Raw genomic sequence first — 23,141 nt, 5'->3', positions numbered from 1 at the left:
AGCAGGAGAGAAATCATGAGAACGCTGCTGATTATTGATGCCGGACTCGGACAGGCTCGCGCCTACATGGCGAAAACCCTGCTGGGCGCGGCGGCGCAAAAAGCAAAGCTCGAACTGATTGATAACCCGAACGATGCGGAACTGGTGATTGTGCTGGGTTCTGCTCTTCCGGCGGACAGCGCGCTGGCCGGGAAGAAAGTGTATCTGGGCGATATCAATCGCGCAGTCGCGCACCCGGAACTGTTCCTGGGCGAAGCGAAAGGCCATGCGCTGCCTTACGAAGCGCCTGCCATTGCGGCTCCGACAACCTCCGGCGCGGTAAAACGCATCGTGGCGGTAACCGCGTGCCCGACCGGTGTCGCGCACACCTTTATGGCGGCAGAAGCGATTGAAACTGAAGCCAAAAAACGCGGTATGTGGGTGAAGGTTGAAACCCGTGGTTCCGTGGGCGCAGGCAATGCCATCACCCCGGAAGAAGTTGAGCAGGCCGATTTGGTTATCGTGGCGGCGGATATCGAAGTGGACCTGGCGAAGTTCGCCGGTAAACCGATGTATCGCACCTCGACCGGTCTGGCGCTGAAGAAAACGGCGCAGGAGTTTGATAAAGCTGTTGCCGAAGCGAAGCCGTATCAACCGACCGGTCAAACTCAGGCTGCGGCCAGCGCCAAGAAAGAGGGCGGCGGCGCTTATCGCCACCTGCTGACCGGCGTTTCTTACATGCTGCCGATGGTGGTGGCGGGCGGCCTGTGTATCGCGCTCTCCTTTGCCTTTGGTATCAAAGCGTTCGAAGTACCAGACACGCTGGCGGCTGCGCTGATGCAAATCGGCGGCGGTTCAGCCTTTGCCCTGATGGTTCCAGTGCTGGCGGGCTTCATTGCCTTCTCAATTGCTGACCGTCCTGGCCTGACGCCGGGTCTGATTGGCGGTATGTTAGCCGTGAGCACCGGGTCTGGCTTCATCGGCGGTATCATTGCAGGCTTCCTGGCCGGTTACGTGGCGAAAGCCATCAGCACGAAGCTGAAACTGCCGCCGAGCATGGAAGCGCTGAAACCGATTCTGATCATTCCATTGGTATCCAGCCTGATCGTAGGCCTGGCGATGATCTATCTGATTGGTAAACCGGTTGCCGGTATTCTGGCAGGCCTGACGCACTGGCTGCAAACCATGGGCACGGCGAATGCGGTCCTGCTGGGCGCAATCCTCGGCGGTATGATGTGTACCGACATGGGCGGCCCGGTGAACAAAGCGGCTTATGCGTTCGGCGTTGGTCTGCTCAGTACGCAAACCTACGCGCCGATGGCGGCAATTATGGCCGCAGGCATGGTGCCACCGCTGGCAATGGGCGTTGCCACGCTGGTTGCGCGTAACAAGTTTGATAAAGGACAGCGCGAAGGTGGTAAAGCGGCACTGGTGCTGGGTCTGTGCTTCATCTCTGAAGGGGCAATTCCTTTCGCGGCGCGTGACCCGATGCGTGTTCTGCCATGCTGTATCGTCGGCGGGGCAATCACCGGCGCTATCTCCATGGCGGTGGGCGCAAAACTGATGGCGCCGCACGGCGGTCTGTTTGTTCTGCTGATCCCTGGCGCAATCACTCCGGTTCTGGGTTATCTGCTGGCGATTGTGGCGGGTACGCTGGTGGCGGGCTTGTCCTACGCGGTGCTGAAACGCGCTGACGCGGAAGGGGTAGCGAAAGCGGCGTAAGGTTTTATCTTCTTGTTAAAAAGGGCGGAGATTATCTTCGCCCTTTTTCATGCCTCAAATATTTGTGTCCTTAATCCCACTTTTGTTACTGCAAAACGCATATTGCTAATATATTTGTGATTCACTTCATATCTCTTCCATAACGCTCCTGTCGATAGCTTTACTTTACATTCATACCTGGCCAATATAAACATATGTTCAATAGTGAACATGTGTTTAATGAATGTGTTTTATGGCGTTAATAACGAACTCTGCATGAAAAGGACGAATATGTCCGGGGGCGTTCTATGCTTGAAGATAATTATATTGTTACGATTGGTTCTGCGAACATGGATGTCGCTGGATATTCGCAGAATCAATTGAATTATGCTGATTCAAATCCCGGAAAGATAAGGTTTACCCCGGGGGGCGTGGGTAGGAATATTGCCCATAATATTGCACTGCTCGGTAAAAGCTCCTGGCTTCTGACGGCTGTCGGTGATGATTTTTATGGCAAGTCTTTGCTTATGCAAACAGAATTATCAGGTGTGCATGTAGATAAATGCCTGAAAGTTTCTGATGAAAGTACCTCCAGTTATCTTTCTCTTCTCGATAATACCGGCGAAATGCTGGTTGCTATTAATGATATGAGCATCTCTGAATGCTTATCACCAGAATTTTTGGCGCACCATCGGGAATTTATTCGGGGGGCACGCGTCATCGTTGTTGATTGCAATATTAGCGAGGCGGCCCTGGCGTGGATAATGGAAAATCGAGGTGAAACGCCGATTTTTGTCGATCCGGTATCAGCGTGGAAGTGCGTGAAAATCCGTGACTGGCTCCCTCACATCCATACCTTAAAACCGAACCGACTTGAAGCGGAAACATTGAGTGGGATACCTCTTGTCTCACGCCAGGATGTCCCTGCTGTCGCGGCATGGTTCCACCAACAAGGCCTACAACGGCTGGTTCTGAGTATGGGGGGCGACGGCGTTTATTACAGTGATATGCAGGGTGAATCTGGCTGGTCATCACCTCTGAAAACGCAAGTCGTGAACGTTACGGGAGCCGGAGATGCCATGATGGCGGGGCTTGCTGCATGCTGGCACGAAGGCTTTTCATTACCTGAATCCGTTCGTTTTTCCCAAGGGTGTGCCTCAATGGCGCTCTCCTCTGAATATACCAATAACCCTGAATTGTCGTTTTCTAACGTATTAGCTTTAGTGGAGAAAAAAGAATGTCAGAATTAAATATTTCATCTGATTTATTACAGGTTTCACCGGAAGTTAAGCAAGCGCTTGCGGATAACAAACCGGTCGTGGCACTGGAATCGACGATTATTTCCCATGGAATGCCATTTCCACAAAATGCACAAACAGCCATTGAAGTGGAAGAGACAATCCGCAAACACGGTGCGGTTCCTGCCAGTATTGCTATTATCGGCGGAGTCATGAAAGTTGGGCTTAGCCAGGAGGAAATTGAATTATTAGGTCGTGAAGGGCACAACGTAACCAAAGTAAGTCGCCGTGATTTACCCTTTGTTGTGGCCGCCGGAATAAATGGTGCGACCACCGTTGCGTCAACCATGATTATTGCCGCTCTCGCTGGTATTAAAGTTTTTGCCACAGGAGGGATAGGCGGTGTTCACCGTGGTGCCGAACATACCTTTGATATTTCTGCCGACTTACAGGAACTCGCCCATACCAATGTTGCGGTGGTTTGTGCCGGTGCGAAATCTATTCTTGATCTGGGCTTAACAACTGAGTATCTCGAAACATTTGGGGTACCGCTTATTGGCTATCAAACAAAAGCGTTACCCGCCTTTTTCTGTCGTACCAGCCCGTTCGAGGTGAGTATTCGTCTGGATACACCGGAGCAAATCGCACGAGCGATGGCCGTAAAATGGCAGTCCGGCCTGAACGGTGGTCTGGTAATCGCCAACCCTATCCCTCAGGCATATGCCATGCCAGAAGAGCAGATCAATTCGGCCATTGATCGCGCGGTGGCCGAGGCGGAACAGCAGGGCGTTGTCGGGAAAGAAAGCACGCCGTTCCTGCTGGCGCGCGTTGCTGAACTGACCGGCGGCGATAGTCTTAAATCCAACATTCAGCTGGTCTTTAATAACGCGATTCTGGCCTGCGAAATTGCCAAAGAGTATCAGCGTTTGCAGTAAATCAGCATCGGGCAGGAGGCTGTCGCCCGTCACTCTGTTTTTGAAAACCTGGCCTGTGCCAGGTTTTCTACCAGGTAAGGGTATTCATTATGGATATTATGAGAAGTGTTCTGGGAATGGCGGTACTCCTGATCATTGCGTTTTTACTCTCGGTGAATAAAAAACGGATTAGTCTGCGCACAGTGGGGGCGGCGCTGGCTTTGCAGATTGCCATCGGTGGCATCATGCTCTATTTCCCGCCAGGAAAATGGCTGGTAGAGCAGGCGGCAATGGGTGTTCATAAAGTGATGTCCTACAGCGATGCCGGGAGTGCATTTATTTTTGGCTCACTGGTTGGGCCCAAGATGGATGTGCTTTTTGATGGAGCCGGGTTTGTCTTTGCGTTCCGTGTTTTGCCCGCCATTATCTTTGTGACTGCGCTGATAAGCCTGCTTTACTACATCGGCGTAATGGGATTGCTGATCCGTATTCTTGGCGGTATTTTCCAGAAAGCACTGAATATCAGCAAAGTTGAATCTTTTGTCGCGGTAACAACGATTTTCCTCGGCCAGAATGAGATCCCGGCGATCGTGAAGCCGTTTATTGAGAAGTTGAACCGCAATGAACTGTTTACCGCTATCTGCAGCGGTATGGCCTCGATTGCCGGATCGATGTTGATCGGATACGCCGGAATGGGCGTGCCCATTGACTATCTTCTGGCTGCGTCATTAATGGCAATCCCCGGTGGCATACTGTTCGCCAGATTGATGAGCCCGGCGACGGAGGCGTCTCAGGTAACGTTCGAGAATCTTTCCTTTACCGAAACACCGCCAAAAAGCATTATTGAAGCGGCGGCGAGCGGGGCCATGACCGGGCTGAAGATTGCCGCCGGTGTGGCGACAGTCGTAATGGCGTTTGTGGCGATTATCGCGTTGCTGAACGGCATTATCGGGGGCGTTGGCAGTTGGTTTGGTTTTGATCATGCATCCCTTGAAGGGATTTTTGGCTATGTGCTGGCACCGCTGGCATGGATTATGGGTGTTGACTGGAGTGATGCTACGCTTGCAGGTAGCCTGATTGGGCAGAAACTGGCAATCAACGAGTTTGTCGCCTATCTGAGTTTTTCACCCTACTTACAGGCCGCCGGAACTCTGGACGTTAAAACTATTGCCATTATCTCGTTTGCCCTGTGTGGATTTGCCAACTTCGGTTCGATTGGCGTCGTTGTCGGGGCCTTTTCGGCAATTGCCCCGCAGCGGGCACCGGAAATCGCGCAGTTGGGCGTGAGAGCGCTCGCCGCGGCAACGCTTTCTAATCTGATGAGTGCGACCATTGCGGGTTTCTTTATTAGCCTTGGGTAATGAAAACTGTTAGCAGCGCACATTACTGTGCGCTGTTTTTTAGCAGATACCAGGCGTTGTCCACTGAGAGCGTTGGGTTGTTGATACTGATGCTGGCACGCGCTAAGGCCGCGCAGGCAACGGCAAATTGTGCGCCGTCCCTGAACTCGGTTCCGTCGAGGAAGCTATAAAGCAGCCCAGCCATCAGTGCATCATCAGCGCCAAAACTGTCCACCACCGGATGCGCAGGCGGCGTCAGCGCAAAGGCTTCACCCTCTTTTTCGCTACAAAAGACCGACTCGTCTTCCAGACATACGACGATGCGCTGTACGCCCTGAGCGTGCAAATCGTTAACAGCATAACGTAGCTGCTCATCATTATTGATAGCGTTCCCCCACAGGATCTCGAGTTCTCTGCGTGTCGGTTTTAACGTGTGAATACGGCCCAGCCAGCTTTTAACTTTTTCCGCTTTGAACTCTGAGACGGTATCAACAAATACCGGAATATTTCCGGCCAGCGTAAAGACCCACTCCAGCGCTTGTGGCGTTAGATTGCAGTCCACGAGGATCACCCCTGCATGTGTGAGCAGCTCCCGCGAGGCGTTGAGAAGTTGAGGAGTTAGCGCATCAAGTAAATGCGTGTCGTTGATGGCCAGGACCGTTTCATCCTGCGGATTGGCAATGGATAAATAGGTTGAGGTATTTTGCCCATGCAGGCGAATGCAGTTCTGGGTATTCACGCCGGCCTGACGCGTTTGCTCAAGCAACGTATCACCATAAAAATCGCTGCCCACCGCCGAGAGTAAATGAACATCCCGCCCCAGCAGTGCCAGATTGTGGGCGATATTACGTGCCACACCTCCGGCAGAACAGCGAATATCGCCTGGCTGGGAGGCCGCTTGCGGATAATGGATATCAGCGACCCCGCGAATATCCATATTGATTGCGCCCAGCACGACGCAGTAATCCTGTTCAGTCAGGATGTAGCCTTTACCTTTGATTAACCCTTTGCGCGTGAGATCCATAATGTGCGCCGCGACGCGTGAACGACTCACCTGCAAAATGTCGGCGATTTCGTTTTGCTGAATAAGCGGGTTACGGCGCAGGATGTTGAGGATCTGCTTCTCCCTGTCAATCATGCTTACGCCACCTCTTCAGCAACCTGCTGCGCCTTCAGCCACGCAATCTCTTCCGCCCAGATATCCGGGTTTGTGGTTTCCAGAATCAGCGGGATACCGTCAAAACGGTTGTCCTGCATAATCCAACGGAAGGCGTCGTGGCCGATATTGCCTTCACCGAGGCTGTTATGGCGGTCAACACGGCTACCGAAGGCGCTTTTCGCATCGTTGAGGTGCATCCCGCGCAGGTAGTTAAAGCCCACGATACGTTCAAATTCGGCAAAAGTTTTTGCACATTCGTCAGCGGTACGCAGATCGTAACCGGCGGCAAAGGCGTGGCAGGTATCAATGCAGACGCCGACGCGGGATTTATCTTCTACGCCGTCGATGATGGCCGCGAGATGTTCGAATTTAAAACCGAGATTACTGCCCTGACCGGCGGTGTTTTCAATCACGGCGGTCACGCCTTCGGTTTGCGCCAGCGCGATGTTGATGGATTCAGCGATACGCGCCAGACACTTATCTTCATCAATTTGCATCAGGTGGCTGCCCGGGTGGAAGTTCAGCAGCGTCAGGCCAAGCTGCTGGCAGCGGCTGAGCTCATCAATAAAGGCTTCGCGAGATTTTTCCAGCGCGTCTTCCACGGGATGACCAAGGTTAATCAGATAGCTGTCGTGGGGAAGGATCTGCGCGGCGGTGTAGTGGTATTTTTCGCAGGCCGCTTTGAAATCATCAATCACTTCTGTGGTGAGGGGGGCGGCGCGCCACTGGCGCTGATTTTTGGTGAACAGGGCGAAAGCGGTCGCTTCTAATTCTGCTGCACGAATGGCGGCGTTGGCTACGCCGCCGGAGGCGCTTACGTGCGCTCCAATGTATTTCATAACGACTCCTGTTAAACCCGCCAGAGGAGGGGAAAGCAAACCGTAATCATAGCGGGTTAACAGGGAGAAGTCGTGATGGATTATGCCATCAGGGCGTGGACCGCAAGGTTAATTGCGCCACCGCCGACGATTAACCAGATGAACAGCACCAGCGCCATCAGCATCGGTTTTGCACCCGCTTTTTTCAGTGCGCTCACGTGGGTGGTTAAGCCCAGCGCCGCCATCGCCATCGCCAGCAATACCGTATCCAGCGTCACCAGCACATCCACTACGGCTTTCGGCAACAGGTGGAAGGAGTTGAAAATCGCGACCACAATGAACAGCACCGCAAACCAGGGGATAGTGATTTTGCTTTTCTGGCCGCTGCCCGCCGGCGCCAGCTGTTTTACGCGTGCTGCCAGGATAAGCAGGAACGGAGCCAGCATCATCACGCGCAGCATTTTCGAAATCACCGCCGCGTTTTCAGCTTCCGGGTTAATCGCATGACCCGCAGCAACCACCTGCGCCACTTCGTGCATGGTTGAACCAATATAGATGCCGTACGTTTCCGGGCTGAACCAGTGTGCCAGCAGCGGGTACATCGCCGGATAAAGGAAGATAGCCAGCGTACCGAAGATAACGACGGTCGCCACTGCCACGGTCACTTTACTCGCTTCTGCTTTTACTACCGGTTCCGTCGCCAGTACGGCCGCCGCGCCACAGATACTGCTACCCGCGCCAATCAGCCAACTGGTGTGTTTATCGAGACCAAACACTTTTTGACCCAACCAGCAGGCCAGTAAAAAGGTGCTGGTTAGGGTGAGGGCGTCGGTGGCAATCCCGCTGACGCCCACTTCAGCAATTTGCGAAAACGTCAGGCGGAAGCCATAAAGAATGATACCGAGACGCAGCAGGTGCTGTTTCGCGAACAGGACGCCGCCGTCGCAGGGCTGCCAGATTTTAGGGTAAACCGTGTTACCGATGACCATCCCCAGCAGGATAGCCAGCGTTAATGCACTGAAGCCTGCGCCTGAAATAGCGGGAATGCTCCCGGCCCACAGTGCTGCCCCGGTGATGACCGCGCTGAGCGCCAGCCCGGGGAGATAATGTCTTACGGTACGATGAGGTTCGCGTAATGTGATTTCTGCCATAACCTTCTCCTTTGTCTGGGCAAAAGATTACGCCGTACTGGTTTAAAGATAAAATTGATTATATATTTATAATTAATCGTAATAACTGGTAAGCGCCGATTGAACAGGCAGGAAAGATATGCATATCACGCTGCGACAGCTTGAAGTGTTCGCGGAAGTACTCAAAAGCGGTTCCACCACCCAGGCCTCGCAGATGCTGGCGCTGTCGCAGTCTGCGGTCAGCGCGGCGTTAACCGATCTCGAAGGGCAACTCAGCGTGCAGCTTTTCGACCGCGTCGGTAAACGGTTGGTGGTAAACGAGCACGGGCGTTTGCTTTACCCGCGCGCGCTGGCATTGCTGGAGCAGGCTACCGAAATTGAGCAACTGTTCCGCGAAGATAACGGGGCAATCCGCGTCTACGCCAGTAGCACCATCGGTAACTATCTTTTGCCGGAAATGATCGGCCGCTATCGCCGGGATTTCCCTGATTTGCCGATTGAGCTTAGCGTCGGCAACAGTCAGGATGCCATTAATGCCGTGGCGGATTTTCGCGTCGATATCGGTTTTATCGAGGGGCCGTGTCATTCAGCGGATATCGTGGCGGAGCCCTGGCTGGAAGATGAGCTGGTGGTGTTTGCCGCACCGGATTCGCCACTACTGGAAGGGGAGGTGACTCTCGCCCGTCTGTCGGCACAGCCGTGGATTTTGCGCGAGAAAGGCTCCGGTACCCGCGAAATTGTCGATTATCTTCTGCTCTCGCATTTACCGCAGTTCCGCCTGGGAATGGAGCTTGGCAACTCCGAAGCCATTAAACATGCGGTGCGCCACGGGCTGGGCATCAGCTGTCTGTCACGCCGGGTGATTGCCGAACAACTGGAAAGCGGAAAGCTGGTGGAAGTGACGGTGCCGTTACCGGGGCTGAATCGCACGCTGTGGCGTATTCATCATCGGCAGAAGCATCTTTCTAATGCGTTACTGCGCTTTCTCTCGTACTGCACCATTTCATAGACTGTCGCCAGCTGGCGAGAAACTCGCCAGTAACAGCATGTGCTGCTTTACTTATAATTGGCCGTTCATCATGAAGGTCTCTTATAACTGCGCATTTCTGCCAGAAGACAGGCTTTTCGTCTGCTACAATCGCGCCTCAATTTTTGGATGGACAGTATTTTCAAATGGTTTCCGAAACTAAAACCACACAAGCGCCCGCGCTCCGTCGCGAACTCAAGGCGCGTCACCTGACGATGATCGCCATTGGCGGTTCAATCGGTACAGGTCTTTTTGTCGCATCAGGCGCAACCATTTCCGCAGCAGGCCCCGGCGGGGCGTTATTCTCATACATTCTGATTGGCCTGATGGTGTACTTCCTGATGACCAGTCTGGGCGAACTGGCGGCATATATGCCGGTTTCCGGTTCGTTCGCTACCTACGGCCAGAACTATGTCGAAGAAGGCTTCGGCTTCGCGCTGGGCTGGAACTACTGGTACAACTGGGCTGTGACTATCGCCGTTGACCTGGTGGCCGCACAGCTGGTGATGAGCTGGTGGTTCCCGGATACGCCGGGCTGGATCTGGAGCGCCCTGTTCCTGTGCGTCATTTTCCTGCTCAACTACATCTCCGTAAAAGGCTTCGGCGAAGCGGAATACTGGTTCTCTCTGATTAAAGTCGCCACCGTTATCATCTTCATCATTGTGGGCGTGATGATGATTGTCGGCATCTTCAAGGGCTCGCAGCCAGTAGGCTGGAGCAACTGGACAACCGGCGATGCGCCATTTGCCGGTGGCTTGTCGGCGATGATCGGCGTGGCAATGATTGTCGGCTTCTCCTTCCAGGGCACCGAGCTGATTGGTATCGCGGCGGGTGAGTCTGAAGATCCGGAGAAAAACATTCCGCGCGCGGTGCGTCAGGTGTTCTGGCGAATCCTGCTGTTCTATGTGTTCGCGATCCTGATTATCAGCCTGATTATTCCGTACACCGATCCGAGCCTGCTGCGTAACGATGTTAAAGACATCAGCGTTAGCCCGTTCACCCTGGTCTTCCAGCATGCGGGTCTGCTTTCTGCGGCTGCGGTGATGAACGCCGTTATCCTGACGGCGGTACTGTCTGCGGGTAACTCCGGGATGTACGCATCAACGCGTATGCTTTACACCCTGGCGTGCGACGGTAAAGCGCCGCGCATCTTCTCTAAGTTGTCGAGAGGCGGTGTGCCGCGTAATGCGCTGTACGCGACCACGGTGATTGCGGGCCTGTGCTTCCTGACCTCTATGTTCGGTAACCAGACCGTTTATCTGTGGCTGCTGAATACCTCCGGGATGACGGGCTTCATCGCCTGGCTGGGGATTGCCATTAGTCACTATCGCTTCCGTCGCGGTTATGTGATGCAGGGGCACGATATTAACGATCTGCCGTACCGTTCCGGGTTCTTCCCGCTGGGGCCGATCTTCGCTTTCGTACTGTGCCTGATTATCACCCTGGGCCAGAACTATGAAGCGTTCCTGGCCGATACCATCGACTGGGGCGGCGTTGCAGCTACCTATATCGGTATCCCGCTGTTCCTGATTATCTGGTTCGGCTACAAGCTGAGCCGTGGAACACGCTTCGTTCGCTACAGCGAAATGCACTTCCCGGAGCGCTTTAAGAAATAATTAGCGCCGCTGTCTAAGAAGCCCTCTTCACGCAAAGAGGGCTTTTTTTTACCCTAAATTACATCCCGCCTAAGATTATTCCCGTATTGATAGAATTAAACGATTACATATTGACATAACTTTAAATAACTTAATTGATAATTGTTATCATTCTCTTTATCATCACCCGCGTTAATACTGGATGAAGCCACTCCCTCTCTTACGGTAAATCGTGACCGACAAGAGGCGACAGCCACATCTGCATAAAAAAATAAGCGCTGAAGGTCAGCAGCGTGAAGCAGTCAGTGTGAGCAATACCCTTTTGAAATAATTACGTATTCACCTCATGGAGATTTGGAATGTTCAGGTTAAACCCCTTCGTCCGGGGCGGGCTCTGCGTGTCCGCTTTGTCACTGGCGCTGCCGGTTACCGCCGCCACTGAAGGCGAACAAATGGTCGTCACCGCTGCTGCAACCGAGCAGAGCGTCAAAGATGCCCCCGCCAGTATCAGCGTGATCACTCAGGAAGATCTGCAACGCAAGCCGGTGCAAAACCTGAAAGATATCCTCAAGGAAGTGCCGGGCGTACAGCTCACCAATGAAGGCGATAACCGCCAGGGCGTGAGTATTCGCGGCCTCGACAGCAGCTACACCCTGATTCTTATCGATGGCAAACGCGTGAATTCGCGCAATGCCGTTTTCCGCCATAACGACTTCGACCTGAACTGGATCCCGGCAGATTCCATCGAGCGTATCGAAGTGGTGCGCGGGCCGATGTCTTCGCTCTACGGCTCCGATGCGCTGGGCGGCGTGGTGAATATCATCACCAAAAAAATTGGTCAGAAGTGGACGGGCAGCATCACGGCTGATACCACCATTCAGGAAAACCGCGATCGCGGCGATACTTACAACGGCCAGTTCTTTACCAGCGGCCCATTGGTGGATGGCGTACTGGGGGTGAAAGCCTTTGGTAGCCTCTCCAAACGTGAGAAAGATAAGCAGGAATCGTCCACCACCAGTGCCACCGGTGAAACGCCGCGTATCGAAGGTTTCACCAGCCGCGATGCCAACGTCGAATTTGCCTGGACACCCACGGATAATCAGGATATCACCGCCGGTTACGGTTTTGACCGTCAGGACAGAAATTCAGATTCGCTGGATCAGAACCGTCTTGAGCGTCAAAACTATTCCCTGAGTCATAACGGTCGTTGGGATGTCGGTAACAGCGAGCTGAAGTTCTACGGTGAAAAAGTCGATAACAAGAACCCCGGCAACAGCAGCCCGATCACCTCGGAAAGCAACACCATTGACGGTAAATATGTGCTGCCGGTGGGGGCTATCAACCAGTTGATCACGTTCGGCGGGGAGTGGCGACACGACAAACTGAAAGATCCGGTTAACCTGACCGGCGGAACCAGCAGCGAAACGTCAGCCAGCCAGTACGCGCTGTTTATTGAAGATGAGTGGCGTATTTTTGAACCGCTGGCGCTGACCACCGGTATTCGTATGGACGATCACGAAACCTATGGCGATCACTGGAGCCCGCGTGCGTACCTCGTGTATAGCGCGACGGATACCGTCACGGTGAAAGGCGGCTGGGCAACGGCCTTTAAAGCGCCATCGCTGCTGCAATTGAGCCCGGACTGGACGACCAACTCCTGCCGTGGCGGCTGCCGTATCGTGGGGAGCCCTGACCTGAAACCCGAAACCAGCGAAAGCTGGGAAATCGGCCTCTACTATCAGGGGGAAGAGGGCTGGCTGGAAGGCGTGCAGGGTAGCGTGACCACCTTCCGCAACGATGTGGAAGATATGATCAACATTGCGCGTACTTCTGATGTCAGCGCGGCGCCAGGCTATTCCAACTTTGTCGGCTTTGATTCCAGCGGCAAGCCAATTTTCGCCTATTACAACGTGAATAAAGCACGAATTCAGGGTGTGGAAACCGAGCTGAAAGTCCCGTTTGGCGAGCAGTGGAAAGTGACGCTGAACTACACCTATAACGATGGTCGCGATCTCAGTAATGGCGGGAATAAACCGTTGCAGGAGCTGCCGTTCCATACGGCTAACGGTCGCGTAGACTGGACGCCGGTACAGGACTGGTCGTTCTATCTGGCGGCGCGTTACAACGGTGAACAGCGTGCGGTGAGCGCGACGTCGAAAACGCCGGGTGGCTACACGACGTGGGACATGGGCGGCGCATGGCAGGCCACGCAAAACGTTAAGCTGCGTGCGGGTGTGCTGAACCTGGGGGATAAAGACCTGAGTCGTGATGACTACAGCTATAACGAAGATGGTCGTCGCTACTTTATGGCGGTGGATTACCGCTTCTGATGGTGCGATAGCGGAAATGTCGGATGGCGGCTACGCCTTATCCGACCTACGGGTTATGTGCATCCGGGCAAATCCACCGACCGCACACACTCGTAGGCCGGATAAGCGTTAGCGCCATCCGGCAATCCACGCTTACTTCAACAAATACTGCGCATGGAAGCGCAGATGATCCTCAATAAACGACGCAATAAAGAAGTAGCTGTGATCGTAACCCGGCTGAATGCGCAGGGTTAGCGGCCAATCTTTTTGCCGTGCGATCTCCGCGAATACCGCAGGCTGCAATTGATCGGCCAGGAACTGGTCGCTGTCGCCCTGATCGATGAGCATCGGTGTTGCCGCGTCAGCCTGACTGGCATGCAACAACGCACAGCTGTCCCACTGCGCCCAGGCGGATTGTTCCTCGCCCAGATACGCTGTAAACGCTTTCTTACCCCATGGCACATTGCCGGGGTTCACAATGGGTGCAAACGCCGATGCGCTGACATATTTGCCCGGATTCTTCAGCGCCAGCAGCAGTGCGCCGTGCCCGCCCATTGAGTGTCCGCTGATAGCACAGCGATCGCTGACATTAAATTTATCCTGAATCAGTGCTGGCAGTTCATCGCGAATGTAGTCATACATCCGGAAATGTGCTGCCCACGGCTGCTGCGTGGCGTTCAGATAAAAACCCGCGCCCTGGCCCAGATCATAGCCGTCATCATTCGCGACATCCGCGCCGCGCGGGCTGGTATCGGGCATCACCAGCACCATCCCCAGCTCGGAGGCAACGCGTTGCGCGTTGGCTTTAGTGGTAAAGTTCTCGTCCGTACAGGTCAAACCCGACAGCCAGTAAAGTACCGGTGGCGGCGTTGTTCCATTCGTTGGCGGTAAAAAGATGCTGAACGTCATGGCGCAGTTCAACGTAGTGGAGTCGTGCCGCCAGCGTTGTTGCCAGCCTTCAAAACAACGATGTTCTTCAAGCAATTCCATGCAAGGCTCCTTATATTCAAAATCAGAAATACTGGGATCATCATACAGATAATTCATCGCCGTTGAGTAACTTTCACTTCCGCATCGTCTTGATATGTCGCATCATACGTATAACTTATTGTTAACAATTGAGGCGGTATGGCCTTACGAATCGCATTCAGCGGCTTTACGGTGTTGGTGGTTATCATGGGGATAGGGCGGTTTGCCTTTACGCCCCAGGTGCCATTAATGATTGCCGACAACCAGCTCACGCTGACCAGTGCCGGGCTGGTCGCGGCGATGAACTATCTGGGCTATCTGATTGGCGCGTGGGATGCCATGCGCGCGCAGCGTCACGTCGAGACGCGCCTGTATCTGGGCATTGCCGGGGCGGTGGTGTTCACGCTGCTTTCCGCATGGGCCGATAATGCCTGGCTACACGGTGTGCTGCGCCTGATTCTGGGATGTATGAGCGGTTGGGCGCTGGTGCTAACCGCCGCCTGGACCAACGAGCGTCTTGCGCAGTTGGGCCATGCCGGGCTGAGCGCCGCAGTGTTCGCCGGGCCGGGGGCGGGGATTGCCCTCAGCGGCCTGCTGGCGGTGTGGATCCACTCTCAGTCGCTTGCCGCGTCGCAGGGCTGGCTGCTTTACGGCCTGCTGGCGTTAGTGCTGATTATACTGGTCGTCCGCTGGTTGCCGCGTCCTGGCGCGCTGCATCCGTCGGGCATAAAGCCCGAGCCGCTGCATCTCACCGCCGACCTTAAACGTCTGGTCTGGAGCTACAGCCTGGCAGGATTCGGCTATATTTTGCCTGCGACCTTTCTCTCACAAATGGCCGCGCAGCGTTTTCCCGGTAGCCTGTTTGCGCAGTTTGTCTGGCCAATATTTGGCCTCGCGTCGGTTATCGGTATCGCCCTGAGTATTGCGATGCGTCATGTGGGGCAGAGCCACCACCGTCTGGCGGTGGTATTGTGGTTACAGGGGCTTGGCGTGTTGTTCGCATGGCTGGTACCTGGTTTGCCGGGCTTAGCCCTGGGCGCAGCGCTGGTGGGCGGCGGCTTCCTTTGCGCGGTGCAGCTTTCGCTGTTATATGGTCGGGAGCTGGCGCCGCGTCACTCACGCTATATGGCCGGATTGCTGACTACCGGCTATGCCGTAGGTCAATTGGTTGGCCCAATGACCTCGGCACTGTCGACCTGGCTTACGCATCGCCTGGACCCAGCGCTTGGGGTCGCGGCGCTGGCGCTGTTTATCGGCGGCGTGCTGGTATGGCGACCGGAGCATGCAAGGCAGCAGCAATTGCAATAATTATCGTTACGAATACTGGATTATGTGCGCGGCCTCACGCACAATAAGTGCAAACTTTGCCCCATGAAGGGCGGAGCGCCCCACCTGCTGGAGAAAGAAAAGATGTCATCACTGAGTAAAGAAGCTGCACTGGTTCATGAAGCCCTCGTGGCCCGTGGACTGGAAACGCCGCTGCGCCCGCCGGTGCGCGAAATGGATAATGAAACCCGTAAGCGTCTGATTTCAGGGCATATGACCGAGATTATGCAGTTGCTGAATCTCGATCTGAGTGATGACAGTCTGATGGAAACCCCGCATCGCATTGCCAAAATGTATGTGGATGAGATTTTCTCTGGCCTCGATTACGCCAATTTCCCGAAAATCACCGTCATTGAAAACAAGATGAAGGTTGATGAGATGGTGACCGTGCGCGATATCACCCTCACCAGCACCTGTGAACATCATTTTGTGACCATCGATGGTAAAGCAACGGTGGCGTACATCCCGAAAGAGTCGGTGATTGGCTTGTCCAAAATCAACCGTATCGTGCAGTTCTTCGCTCAGCGCCCACAGGTGCAGGAGCGTCTGACGCAGCAAATTCTCACCGCGCTGCAAACCCTGCTCGGGACCAACAACGTGGCGGTTTCCATTGATGCGGTGCATTACTGCGTGAAAGCGCGCGGTATTCGCGATGCCACCAGCGCGACCACCACGACGTCGCTTGGCGGCCTGTTTAAATCCAGCCAGAATACCCGTCAGGAATTCTTGCGCGCCGTACGCCACCACAACTAAGCGGGGCAGGATACATGGAACGAAATGTCACCCTGGATTTTGTGCGGGGCGTGGCTATCCTCGGTATCCTGCTGCTGAATATTAACGGCTTTGGCTTGCCCAAAGCCGCCTATCTTAATCCCGCCTGGTATGGCGATATCACCTCAAGCGATGCCTGGACCTGGGCGGTGCTCGACCTCTTTGCGCAGGTCAAATTCCTCACGCTGTTTGCGCTGCTGTTTGGTGCCGGGTTGCAACTGCTTCTGCCCCGCGGTAAACGCTGGATCCAGTCGCGGTTAACGCTGCTCGCTTTACTCGGTTTTATTCACGGTTTGCTCCTTTGGGATGGCGATATTCTGCTGGCCTACGCGCTGGTTGGATTAATCAGCTGGCGTTTAATCCGTGAAGCGCGCGATGTGAAATCACTGTTTAAGACCGGGGCGATGCTGTATCTGGTGGGCGTCGGCCTGCTGGTGCTGCTGGGGCTGATTGCCGACTCGGGCCAGAGCCGCTCCTGGGTGCCGGATGCCTCCACGCTGCTTTATGAACACTTCTGGAAGGTGAACGGCGGCAGGGAAGCCATCAGCAACCGGGTAGATATGTTGTCCGCGAATCTGCTGGCGCTTGGCGCACAGTATGGCTGGCAGCTGGCGGGGATGATGCTGATGGGCGCGGCGCTGATGCGCAGCGGCTGGCTGAAAGGGCAATTTAGCCTGCGACATTACCGACGCACCGGCGCATCGCTGATTGCTATCGGCATGTTGATCAACCTGCCGGCGATTGTCGCGCAGTGGCAACTGGGCTGGGATTATCGCTGGTGTGCTTTTCTGTTACAGGCACCACGCGAACTGAGCGCGCCGCTGCAAACGCTGGGCTATGCGGCGCTGGCGTGGGGCTACTGGCCGCAAATCTGTCACTCCAGGTTGGTCATCGCTATCGCCTGCGTCGGGCGGATGGCGCTCTCAAACTACATTCTACAAACGCTTATCTGCACCACGCTGTTCTATCGGTTTGATCTGTTTATGAAATTTGACCGCCTGACGCTGCTGGCATTTGTCGTGCCGGTCTGGCTGGTTAACATTGTCTTCTCGCTGCTGTGGCTGCGTTATTTTCGCCAGGGGCCACTCGAATGGCTGTGGCGTCAGCTTACTGCACGCGCCTCCGGTGTTTCCTTACGTAAAACATTCAGATAACGATCTGGATCACAATCATTAACAAAACGGATGTAACCGTTTCCAGCCGTGTGACCTCCTTCACGTAGTGCTGGTGCATTCATTGCCAGAATAGCGCTCTTCCCAGACAGAGGGTTTGGCTATGAATGGCAGCAATGCACAGCAGGGCGGTGGCGATGATCACCATTCGTGACGTGGCGCGTCAGGCGGGCGTATCGGTGGCAACGGTTTCTCGTGTTCTGAATAACAGCGCGCTGGTCAGCCCGGAAACGCGCGAGACGGTAATGAAAGCGGTTGCGGCGCTGGGCTATCGGCCTAACGCCAATGCGCAGGCGCTGGCGACGCAGGTGAGCGATACCATCGGGGTGGTGGTGATGGACGTCTCCGATCCCTTTTTTGGCGCGCTGGTAAAAGCCGTCGATACCATTGCCCAGTTGCAGCAAAAATATGTCCTTATCGGCAACAGCTACCATGAAGCGGAAAAAGAGCGTAATGCCATTGAGGTATTGATCCGCCAGCGGTGCAGCGCGCTTATTGTGCACTCAAAAGCCCTTAGCGATCGCGAGCTGGGTGATTTTATGGATCACATTCCGGGAATGGTGCTGATTAACCGCATCGTGCCGGGATATGCGCATCGCTGCGTGGGGCTGGACAATGTGAGTGGCGCCGTCATGGCGACGCGCACATTGTTGAATCATGGTCACCAGCGCATTGGTTATCTTGCCTCCAGCCATCAGATTGAAGATGAAGACCTGCGCCGTGAAGGCTGGCAACGCGCATTACGCGAGCAGGGCATCACGGCACCTGATAGCTGGATAGGTACCGGGTCGCCGGATATGCAGGGCGGGGAAGCCGCAATGGTTGAACTGCTGGGGCGCAATCCGGGCCTGACGGCGGTGTTTTCCTATAACGATAATATGGCCGCTGGCGCACTCACTGCGCTAAAAGATAACGGTATTGCGGTGCCGCAGCAGGTTTCAGTTATCGGGTTTGATGATATTCCGCTGGCGCGTTACACCGATCCGCAACTCACCACCATTCGCTACCCGATTGTTTCCATGGCAAAACTGGCGACTGAACTGGCTTTACTGGGCGCGGCAGGAAAACTTGATGCGTCGGCAACGCATTGTTTTATGCCTACGCTGGTGCGACGTCATTCGGTGGCTCAGCGGCAATCTGTGCTGCCCGTCACTAACTGATTTCATGACCCGATGTAACCGTTTTCAATCTGTGAGTGATTTCACAGTATATTAACATTACGCTGACTATGATGTCAGCGTTTGTAAAGGCCGAAAGTTACGTCACGGTGATTAATCACTTTTTCTATAGCAGTAAAGCCGAAAACAAGCAATAAAGCGCACTCTGGAGCGTTATCGACCACGGAAGAGTAATTTTACTTAAGAATAAATTTCGTCGTGCAGTAACGTTTCGGTAACACTGCCCGCCGACTTTTTCCATACGAACTACCCTGCATAATAAAACCGGAGATACCATGAATAAGAAGGTGTTAACCCTGTCTGCCGTGATGGCAAGCATGTTATTCGGTGCCGCGGCGCACGCTGCTGATACCCGCATTGGTGTGACGATTTATAAGTATGACGATAACTTTATGTCCGTGGTCCGCAAAGCTATCGAGAAAGACGCCAAAGCAGCGCCGGACGTACAGCTGCTGATGAACGACTCACAGAACGACCAGTCCAAGCAGAACGACCAGATTGACGTCCTGCTGGCGAAGGGCGTAAAAGCGCTGGCGATTAACCTGGTTGACCCGGCAGCGGCAGGCACCGTGATTGAGAAAGCGCGTGGCCAGAATGTGCCTATTGTTTTCTTCAACAAAGAACCTTCCCGTAAGGCGCTGGACAGCTACGACAAAGCGTTTTACGTCGGTACCGACTCCAAAGAGTCCGGCATTATCCAGGGCGATCTGATTGCCAAACACTGGGCGGCTAACCCGAACTGGGATCTGAACAAAGATGGTCAGGTACAGTTCGTACTGTTGAAAGGCGAACCGGGACACCCGGACGCTGAAGCGCGTACAACCTACGTTATCAAAGAGCTGAATGACAAAGGGCTGAAAACCCAGCAGCTGCAGTTAGATACCGCCATGTGGGATACCGCACAGGCGAAAGACAAAATGGACGCCTGGCTCTCTGGCCCGAATGCCAACAAAATCGAAGTGGTTATCGCCAACAACGATGCGATGGCAATGGGTGCAGTTGAAGCGCTGAAAGCGCACAACAAGAGCAGCATTCCGGTCTTCGGCGTCGATGCATTGCCAGAAGCGCTGGCGCTGGTTAAATCCGGCGCAATGGCCGGTACGGTTCTGAACGATGCTAACAACCAGGCAAAAGCCACCTTCGATCTGGCGAAAAACCTGGCTGATGGTAAAGCCGCGGCGGAAGGCACGAACTGGAAAATCGAAAATAAAGTGGTTCGCGTACCGTATGTTGGCGTAGATAAAGAAAACCTCAGCGAATTTACCAACAAGTAATTTTATTTTCTTTGGGCGTGCGTGCGTACGCCCTTTATTACCGATTAAGACCATGGCTATTTTGTAGAAATAGCCATTAAAAACCAGCAGCCAGGTAAAACTATGGTCAGCGATAATAGAGAGTCGTCGGGCGAATTCTTGTTGGAAATGAGTCATATCAACAAGTCGTTTCCAGGCGTTAAAGCACTCGATAATGTCAATTTAAAGGTCCGCCCGCATTCTATCCATGCGCTTATGGGGGAAAACGGCGCCGGTAAATCGACGTTATTAAAATGCCTGTTTGGGATCTATCAAAAAGATTCCGGTAGCATTATTTTTCAGGGCAAAGAGATTGATTTCCATTCGGCGAAAGAAGCGCTGGAAAATGGTATATCAATGGTGCACCAGGAACTGAACCTGGTACTGCAACGCTCCGTGATGGACAATATGTGGCTGGGTCGTTATCCGGCAAAAGGCATGTTTGTCGATCAGGAAAAAATGTATCGCGACACCAAAGCGATTTTTGATGAACTGGATATCGATATTGACCCGCGCGCGCGCGTCGGCACGCTGTCCGTTTCGCAAATGCAGATGATTGAAATCGCCAAAGCGTTTTCCTATAACGCCAAAATCGTGATCATGGATGAGCCGACTTCGTCTCTGACTGAGAAAGAAGTTAATCACCTGTTTACGATTATTCGCAAGCTGAAAGATCGTGGCTGCGGCATTGTGTATATCTCTCACAAAATGGAAGAGATCTTTCAGCTGTGTGATGAAATCACCGTTCTGCGCGATGGCCAGTGGATCGCCACCCAGCCGCTGGAAGGGCTGGATATGGACAAAATCATCGCCATGATGGTGGGCCGCTCGTTGAACCAGCGCTTCCCGGATCGTTCCAATACGCCGGGTGAAGTTATTCTGGACGTGCAGAACCTGACCTCGCTGCGTCAGCCTTCCATCCGCGATATTTCATTCCAGTTGCGTAAAGGTGAAATTCTGGGTATTGCCGGGCTGGTGGGGGCAAAACGTACCGACATCGTTGAAACGCTGTTTGGCGTGCGCGAAAAATCGTCCGGTACCATCACGCTGCACGGCAAAAAAATTAATAACCACAACGCCAATGAAGCCATCAATAACGGCTTTGCACTGGTGACCGAAGAGCGTCGCTCAACCGGTATTTATGCTTATCTGGATATCGGCTTTAACTCGCTGATTTCCAATATTAAAAATTATAAAAACAAAGTCGGGCTTCTCGATAATTCACGCATGAAGAGCGATACCCAATGGGTCATTGATTCCATGCGCGTGAAAACGCCGGGCCACCATACGCAAATTGGTTCGCTCTCTGGCGGTAACCAGCAAAAGGTGATTATTGGCCGTTGGCTCTTAACGCAGCCTGAGATTTTAATGCTTGATGAACCGACCCGCGGAATTGACGTCGGCGCGAAATTTGAAATTTATCAGCTGATTGCCGAGCTGGCGAAGAAAGATAAAGGGATCATTATTATTTCATCCGAAATGCCGGAATTGCTGGGTATTACCGATCGTATTCTGGTAATGAGCAACGGTCTGGTTGCCGGAATTGTTGAAACAAAAACAACAACGCAAAACGAAATTCTCCGTCTTGCGTCATTGCACCTTTAAGATCAGGGGCTCGACATGAGTGCGTTAAATAAAAAAAGCTTTCTCACTTATCTGAAAGAGGGCGGTATTTACGTCGTTCTTTTGGTTCTGCTGGCAATTATTATTTTCCAGGACCCGACGTTTTTAAGTTTGCTTAACTTAAGTAACATCCTGACCCAGTCTTCTGTGCGTATAATTATCGCGCTCGGCGTGGCGGGGTTGATTGTCACTCAGGGTACCGACCTGTCCGCTGGTCGCCAGGTGGGGCTGGCGGCGGTCATCGCCGCGACGCTGCTGCAATCCGTCGATAACGCCAACAAGGTCTTCCCGGAAATGGCGACCATGCCGATTGCGCTGGTTATCCTGATTGTTTGCGCGATTGGCGCGATTATCGGCCTGATCAACGGCATAATCATTGCTTATCTGAACGTGACGCCGTTTATTACCACGCTCGGCACCATGATTATCGTTTACGGGATTAACTCTCTGTATTACGACTTCGTGGGCGCATCGCCGATCTCTGGCTTTGATAGCGGCTTCTCAACCTTTGCACAGGGCTTTATTGCGCTCGGCAGTTTCCGTCTGTCGTATATCACCTTCTACGCGTTGATTGCCGTGGCATTTGTCTGGGTGCTGTGGAACAAAACCCGCTTCGGTAAAAATATCTTCGCCATCGGTGGTAACCCGGAGGCAGCAAAAGTTTCCGGCGTAAACGTGGCGGTAAACCTGCTGGTGATTTATGCGCTGTCGGGTGTGTTCTATGCTTTCGGCGGCCTGCTGGAAGCGGGGCGTATCGGGTCGGCAACAAACAACCTTGGCTTTATGTATGAGCTGGATGCCATTGCAGCCTGCGTGGTGGGCGGTGTTTCCTTCAGCGGCGGCGTGGGTACCGTGCTTGGCGTGGTAACCGGTGTGATTATCTTTACGGTTATCAACTACGGCCTGACCTATATCGGCGTTAACCCTTACTGGCAGTACATTATTAAAGGGGCGATTATCATCTTCGCCGTGGCGCTGGATTCACTGAAATACGCGCGTAAGAAATAACGCTGTAATTGCCGGGTGGCGCTACGCTTACCCGGCCTACATTATCCTGGTAATGCATTGATTTTGTAGGCCAGATAAGCAACGCGCCATCTGGCAGTTGTTACGATTTTTTCGGCTTTGGCCAGCGTTCGGCGAGTAATAAACCGCTATTTTTCATCGCGTAACCAAACAGCAGACCCACTAAAAGTGACGGGACTACCGCCTGCCAGTCTCCCTGAGCGGCAAAGGTAGAACATGCGCCAATAAACGTGCCTGGAACAAAAGAGAGCCACTGACTTTTCGCCTGAATACACATCACGAAAGCCACGACAGCGGTAAGTAAATACCCCAGCATGGCCCACTCAGGAGATAGCTGACTGCCGTAGATAATCACTTCTGCCCAAAACACACCACTCATTACAGTACACAGAGATATTCCCAGACCTTTCACCCCACCCTGTGGGCAGGCAAAATAGGCGGTACAACCCAGAAACCCTGCCCAACTGAGCAGGCTCCATGTCACGGCGACCCAGCCCCAAATTCCCGATAAAATACCGGTAGTGAGGGCAATAGCGACAAGTGTACTCATGGTTAATCCCGGCCTGCATGAACA

At 53.6% G+C, this 23,141-nt stretch carries 19 protein-coding genes; 14 read left to right on the top strand and 5 right to left on the bottom strand.

Going from position 1 to position 23,141, the window contains the following annotated elements; genetic code table 11:
- Positions 1-15: 15 nt before the first annotated feature.
- From fruA to AC1MKH_RS16535, 4 genes are all read left to right on the top strand, one after another.
- Positions 16-1,701: a PTS fructose transporter subunit IIBC gene (gene fruA / locus AC1MKH_RS16550; protein ID WP_276219816.1), complete on the top strand. Its 1,686-nt coding sequence runs from the start codon at positions 16-18 to the stop codon at positions 1,699-1,701.
- A 287-nt stretch (positions 1,702-1,988) separates the two neighbouring features.
- Positions 1,989-2,930, top strand: coding sequence for a pseudouridine kinase (locus AC1MKH_RS16545; protein ID WP_276219817.1), 942 nt, complete (start codon positions 1,989-1,991; stop codon positions 2,928-2,930).
- Positions 2,918-3,853: a pseudouridine-5'-phosphate glycosidase gene (locus tag AC1MKH_RS16540; protein WP_276219818.1), complete on the top strand. Its 936-nt coding sequence runs from the start codon at positions 2,918-2,920 to the stop codon at positions 3,851-3,853. Before AC1MKH_RS16545 ends, AC1MKH_RS16540 begins: the two co-directional genes overlap by 13 nt.
- A gap of 89 nt (positions 3,854-3,942) precedes the next feature.
- A complete protein-coding gene (locus AC1MKH_RS16535; protein WP_276219819.1) occupies positions 3,943-5,193 on the top strand; it encodes a NupC/NupG family nucleoside CNT transporter in 1,251 nt (416 codons plus the stop codon).
- Between the two features lie 22 nt (positions 5,194-5,215).
- On the opposite strand, the gene AC1MKH_RS16530 is transcribed toward AC1MKH_RS16535, so the two are convergent.
- The 3 genes from AC1MKH_RS16530 to AC1MKH_RS16520 all read right to left on the bottom strand — a co-directional run bounded on the left by AC1MKH_RS16530 (position 5,216) and on the right by AC1MKH_RS16520 (position 8,300).
- Positions 5,216-6,310, bottom strand: coding sequence for a sugar kinase (locus AC1MKH_RS16530; protein ID WP_276219820.1), 1,095 nt, complete (start codon positions 6,308-6,310; stop codon positions 5,216-5,218).
- Positions 6,311-6,312: 2 nt separating this feature from the next.
- Positions 6,313-7,170 carry a deoxyribonuclease IV gene (gene nfo / locus AC1MKH_RS16525; RefSeq protein ID WP_276219821.1) on the bottom strand — a complete coding sequence of 286 codons (858 nt, stop codon included), beginning with the start codon at positions 7,168-7,170 and terminating at the stop codon, positions 6,313-6,315.
- 80 nt (positions 7,171-7,250) lie between these two features.
- Positions 7,251-8,300: a YeiH family protein gene (locus AC1MKH_RS16520; RefSeq protein ID WP_276219822.1), complete on the bottom strand. Its 1,050-nt coding sequence runs from the start codon at positions 8,298-8,300 to the stop codon at positions 7,251-7,253.
- Between the two features lie 118 nt (positions 8,301-8,418).
- On the opposite strand from AC1MKH_RS16520, the gene yieE reads away from it, so the two are divergent.
- The 3 genes from yieE (at position 8,419) to cirA (ending at position 13,231) form a co-directional block, all read left to right on the top strand.
- On the top strand, positions 8,419-9,288 hold the full coding sequence (yieE, locus tag AC1MKH_RS16515) for a DNA-binding transcriptional regulator YeiE (RefSeq protein ID WP_276219823.1): 870 nt from the start codon (positions 8,419-8,421) through the stop codon (positions 9,286-9,288).
- A gap of 164 nt (positions 9,289-9,452) precedes the next feature.
- Positions 9,453-10,922, top strand: a complete 1,470-nt coding sequence (gene lysP, locus AC1MKH_RS16510) for a lysine-specific permease (protein ID WP_276219824.1) — start codon at positions 9,453-9,455, stop codon at positions 10,920-10,922.
- Between the two features lie 338 nt (positions 10,923-11,260).
- Positions 11,261-13,231 carry a catecholate siderophore receptor CirA gene (gene cirA, locus AC1MKH_RS16505; protein ID WP_276219825.1) on the top strand — a complete coding sequence of 657 codons (1,971 nt, stop codon included), beginning with the start codon at positions 11,261-11,263 and terminating at the stop codon, positions 13,229-13,231.
- A 132-nt stretch (positions 13,232-13,363) separates the two neighbouring features.
- Here cirA and fghA read toward each other — a convergent pair whose 3' ends face one another.
- The gene (gene fghA / locus AC1MKH_RS16500; RefSeq protein WP_276219826.1) at positions 13,364-14,200 is read right to left on the bottom strand and encodes an S-formylglutathione hydrolase; all 837 of its coding nucleotides are present in this window, start codon (positions 14,198-14,200) and stop codon (positions 13,364-13,366) included.
- 138 nt (positions 14,201-14,338) lie between these two features.
- Here fghA and AC1MKH_RS16495 point away from each other — a divergent pair, with 138 nt between their 5' ends.
- The 7 genes from AC1MKH_RS16495 (at position 14,339) to mglC (ending at position 22,549) form a co-directional block, all read left to right on the top strand.
- On the top strand, positions 14,339-15,487 hold the full coding sequence (locus AC1MKH_RS16495; RefSeq protein ID WP_276219827.1) for a YbfB/YjiJ family MFS transporter: 1,149 nt from the start codon (positions 14,339-14,341) through the stop codon (positions 15,485-15,487).
- A gap of 102 nt (positions 15,488-15,589) precedes the next feature.
- Positions 15,590-16,258 (top strand): GTP cyclohydrolase I FolE, encoded by a 669-nt coding sequence (folE, locus tag AC1MKH_RS16490; RefSeq protein ID WP_041686408.1) that lies wholly within the window; start codon positions 15,590-15,592, stop codon positions 16,256-16,258.
- A gap of 14 nt (positions 16,259-16,272) precedes the next feature.
- Positions 16,273-17,430, top strand: coding sequence for a DUF418 domain-containing protein YeiB (yeiB, locus tag AC1MKH_RS16485; protein WP_276219828.1), 1,158 nt, complete (start codon positions 16,273-16,275; stop codon positions 17,428-17,430).
- A gap of 155 nt (positions 17,431-17,585) precedes the next feature.
- Entirely contained in the window at positions 17,586-18,608 is a 1,023-nt protein-coding gene (gene galS, locus AC1MKH_RS16480; protein ID WP_276219859.1) for an HTH-type transcriptional regulator GalS, read from the top strand.
- A 293-nt stretch (positions 18,609-18,901) separates the two neighbouring features.
- Positions 18,902-19,900 (top strand): galactose/glucose ABC transporter substrate-binding protein MglB, encoded by a 999-nt coding sequence (mglB, locus tag AC1MKH_RS16475; RefSeq protein ID WP_276219829.1) that lies wholly within the window; start codon positions 18,902-18,904, stop codon positions 19,898-19,900.
- Between the two features lie 102 nt (positions 19,901-20,002).
- The gene (gene mglA, locus AC1MKH_RS16470; protein WP_276219830.1) at positions 20,003-21,523 is read left to right on the top strand and encodes a galactose/methyl galactoside ABC transporter ATP-binding protein MglA; all 1,521 of its coding nucleotides are present in this window, start codon (positions 20,003-20,005) and stop codon (positions 21,521-21,523) included.
- Positions 21,524-21,538: 15 nt separating this feature from the next.
- Positions 21,539-22,549 (top strand): galactose/methyl galactoside ABC transporter permease MglC, encoded by a 1,011-nt coding sequence (mglC, locus tag AC1MKH_RS16465; protein ID WP_015963738.1) that lies wholly within the window; start codon positions 21,539-21,541, stop codon positions 22,547-22,549.
- A 100-nt stretch (positions 22,550-22,649) separates the two neighbouring features.
- Here the strand turns inward: mglC and AC1MKH_RS16460 are convergent, their stop codons facing one another.
- Positions 22,650-23,117 carry a DUF1097 domain-containing protein gene (locus tag AC1MKH_RS16460; protein ID WP_276219831.1) on the bottom strand — a complete coding sequence of 156 codons (468 nt, stop codon included), beginning with the start codon at positions 23,115-23,117 and terminating at the stop codon, positions 22,650-22,652.
- Positions 23,118-23,141: the final 24 nt, after the last annotated feature.

The organism is Pseudocitrobacter sp. CD920760 (genome assembly GCF_057782505.1).
Note: the sequence above shows the minus strand (reverse complement) of the source record. Positions and strands in the feature narration are given on the sequence as shown.

Coding starts and splice junctions, on each gene's coding strand:
- fruA (WP_276219816.1), top strand. CDS start 16: ATGAGAACGCTGCTGATTATTGATGCCGGACTCGGACAGGCTCGCGCC.
- AC1MKH_RS16545 (WP_276219817.1), top strand. CDS start 1,989: ATGCTTGAAGATAATTATATTGTTACGATTGGTTCTGCGAACATGGAT.
- AC1MKH_RS16540 (WP_276219818.1), top strand. CDS start 2,918: ATGTCAGAATTAAATATTTCATCTGATTTATTACAGGTTTCACCGGAA.
- AC1MKH_RS16535 (WP_276219819.1), top strand. CDS start 3,943: ATGGATATTATGAGAAGTGTTCTGGGAATGGCGGTACTCCTGATCATT.
- AC1MKH_RS16530 (WP_276219820.1), bottom strand. CDS start 6,310: ATGATTGACAGGGAGAAGCAGATCCTCAACATCCTGCGCCGTAACCCG.
- nfo (WP_276219821.1), bottom strand. CDS start 7,170: ATGAAATACATTGGAGCGCACGTAAGCGCCTCCGGCGGCGTAGCCAAC.
- AC1MKH_RS16520 (WP_276219822.1), bottom strand. CDS start 8,300: ATGGCAGAAATCACATTACGCGAACCTCATCGTACCGTAAGACATTAT.
- yieE (WP_276219823.1), top strand. CDS start 8,419: ATGCATATCACGCTGCGACAGCTTGAAGTGTTCGCGGAAGTACTCAAA.
- lysP (WP_276219824.1), top strand. CDS start 9,453: ATGGTTTCCGAAACTAAAACCACACAAGCGCCCGCGCTCCGTCGCGAA.
- cirA (WP_276219825.1), top strand. CDS start 11,261: ATGTTCAGGTTAAACCCCTTCGTCCGGGGCGGGCTCTGCGTGTCCGCT.
- fghA (WP_276219826.1), bottom strand. CDS start 14,200: ATGGAATTGCTTGAAGAACATCGTTGTTTTGAAGGCTGGCAACAACGC.
- AC1MKH_RS16495 (WP_276219827.1), top strand. CDS start 14,339: ATGGCCTTACGAATCGCATTCAGCGGCTTTACGGTGTTGGTGGTTATC.
- folE (WP_041686408.1), top strand. CDS start 15,590: ATGTCATCACTGAGTAAAGAAGCTGCACTGGTTCATGAAGCCCTCGTG.
- yeiB (WP_276219828.1), top strand. CDS start 16,273: ATGGAACGAAATGTCACCCTGGATTTTGTGCGGGGCGTGGCTATCCTC.
- galS (WP_276219859.1), top strand. CDS start 17,586: ATGATCACCATTCGTGACGTGGCGCGTCAGGCGGGCGTATCGGTGGCA.
- mglB (WP_276219829.1), top strand. CDS start 18,902: ATGAATAAGAAGGTGTTAACCCTGTCTGCCGTGATGGCAAGCATGTTA.
- mglA (WP_276219830.1), top strand. CDS start 20,003: ATGGTCAGCGATAATAGAGAGTCGTCGGGCGAATTCTTGTTGGAAATG.
- mglC (WP_015963738.1), top strand. CDS start 21,539: ATGAGTGCGTTAAATAAAAAAAGCTTTCTCACTTATCTGAAAGAGGGC.
- AC1MKH_RS16460 (WP_276219831.1), bottom strand. CDS start 23,117: ATGAGTACACTTGTCGCTATTGCCCTCACTACCGGTATTTTATCGGGA.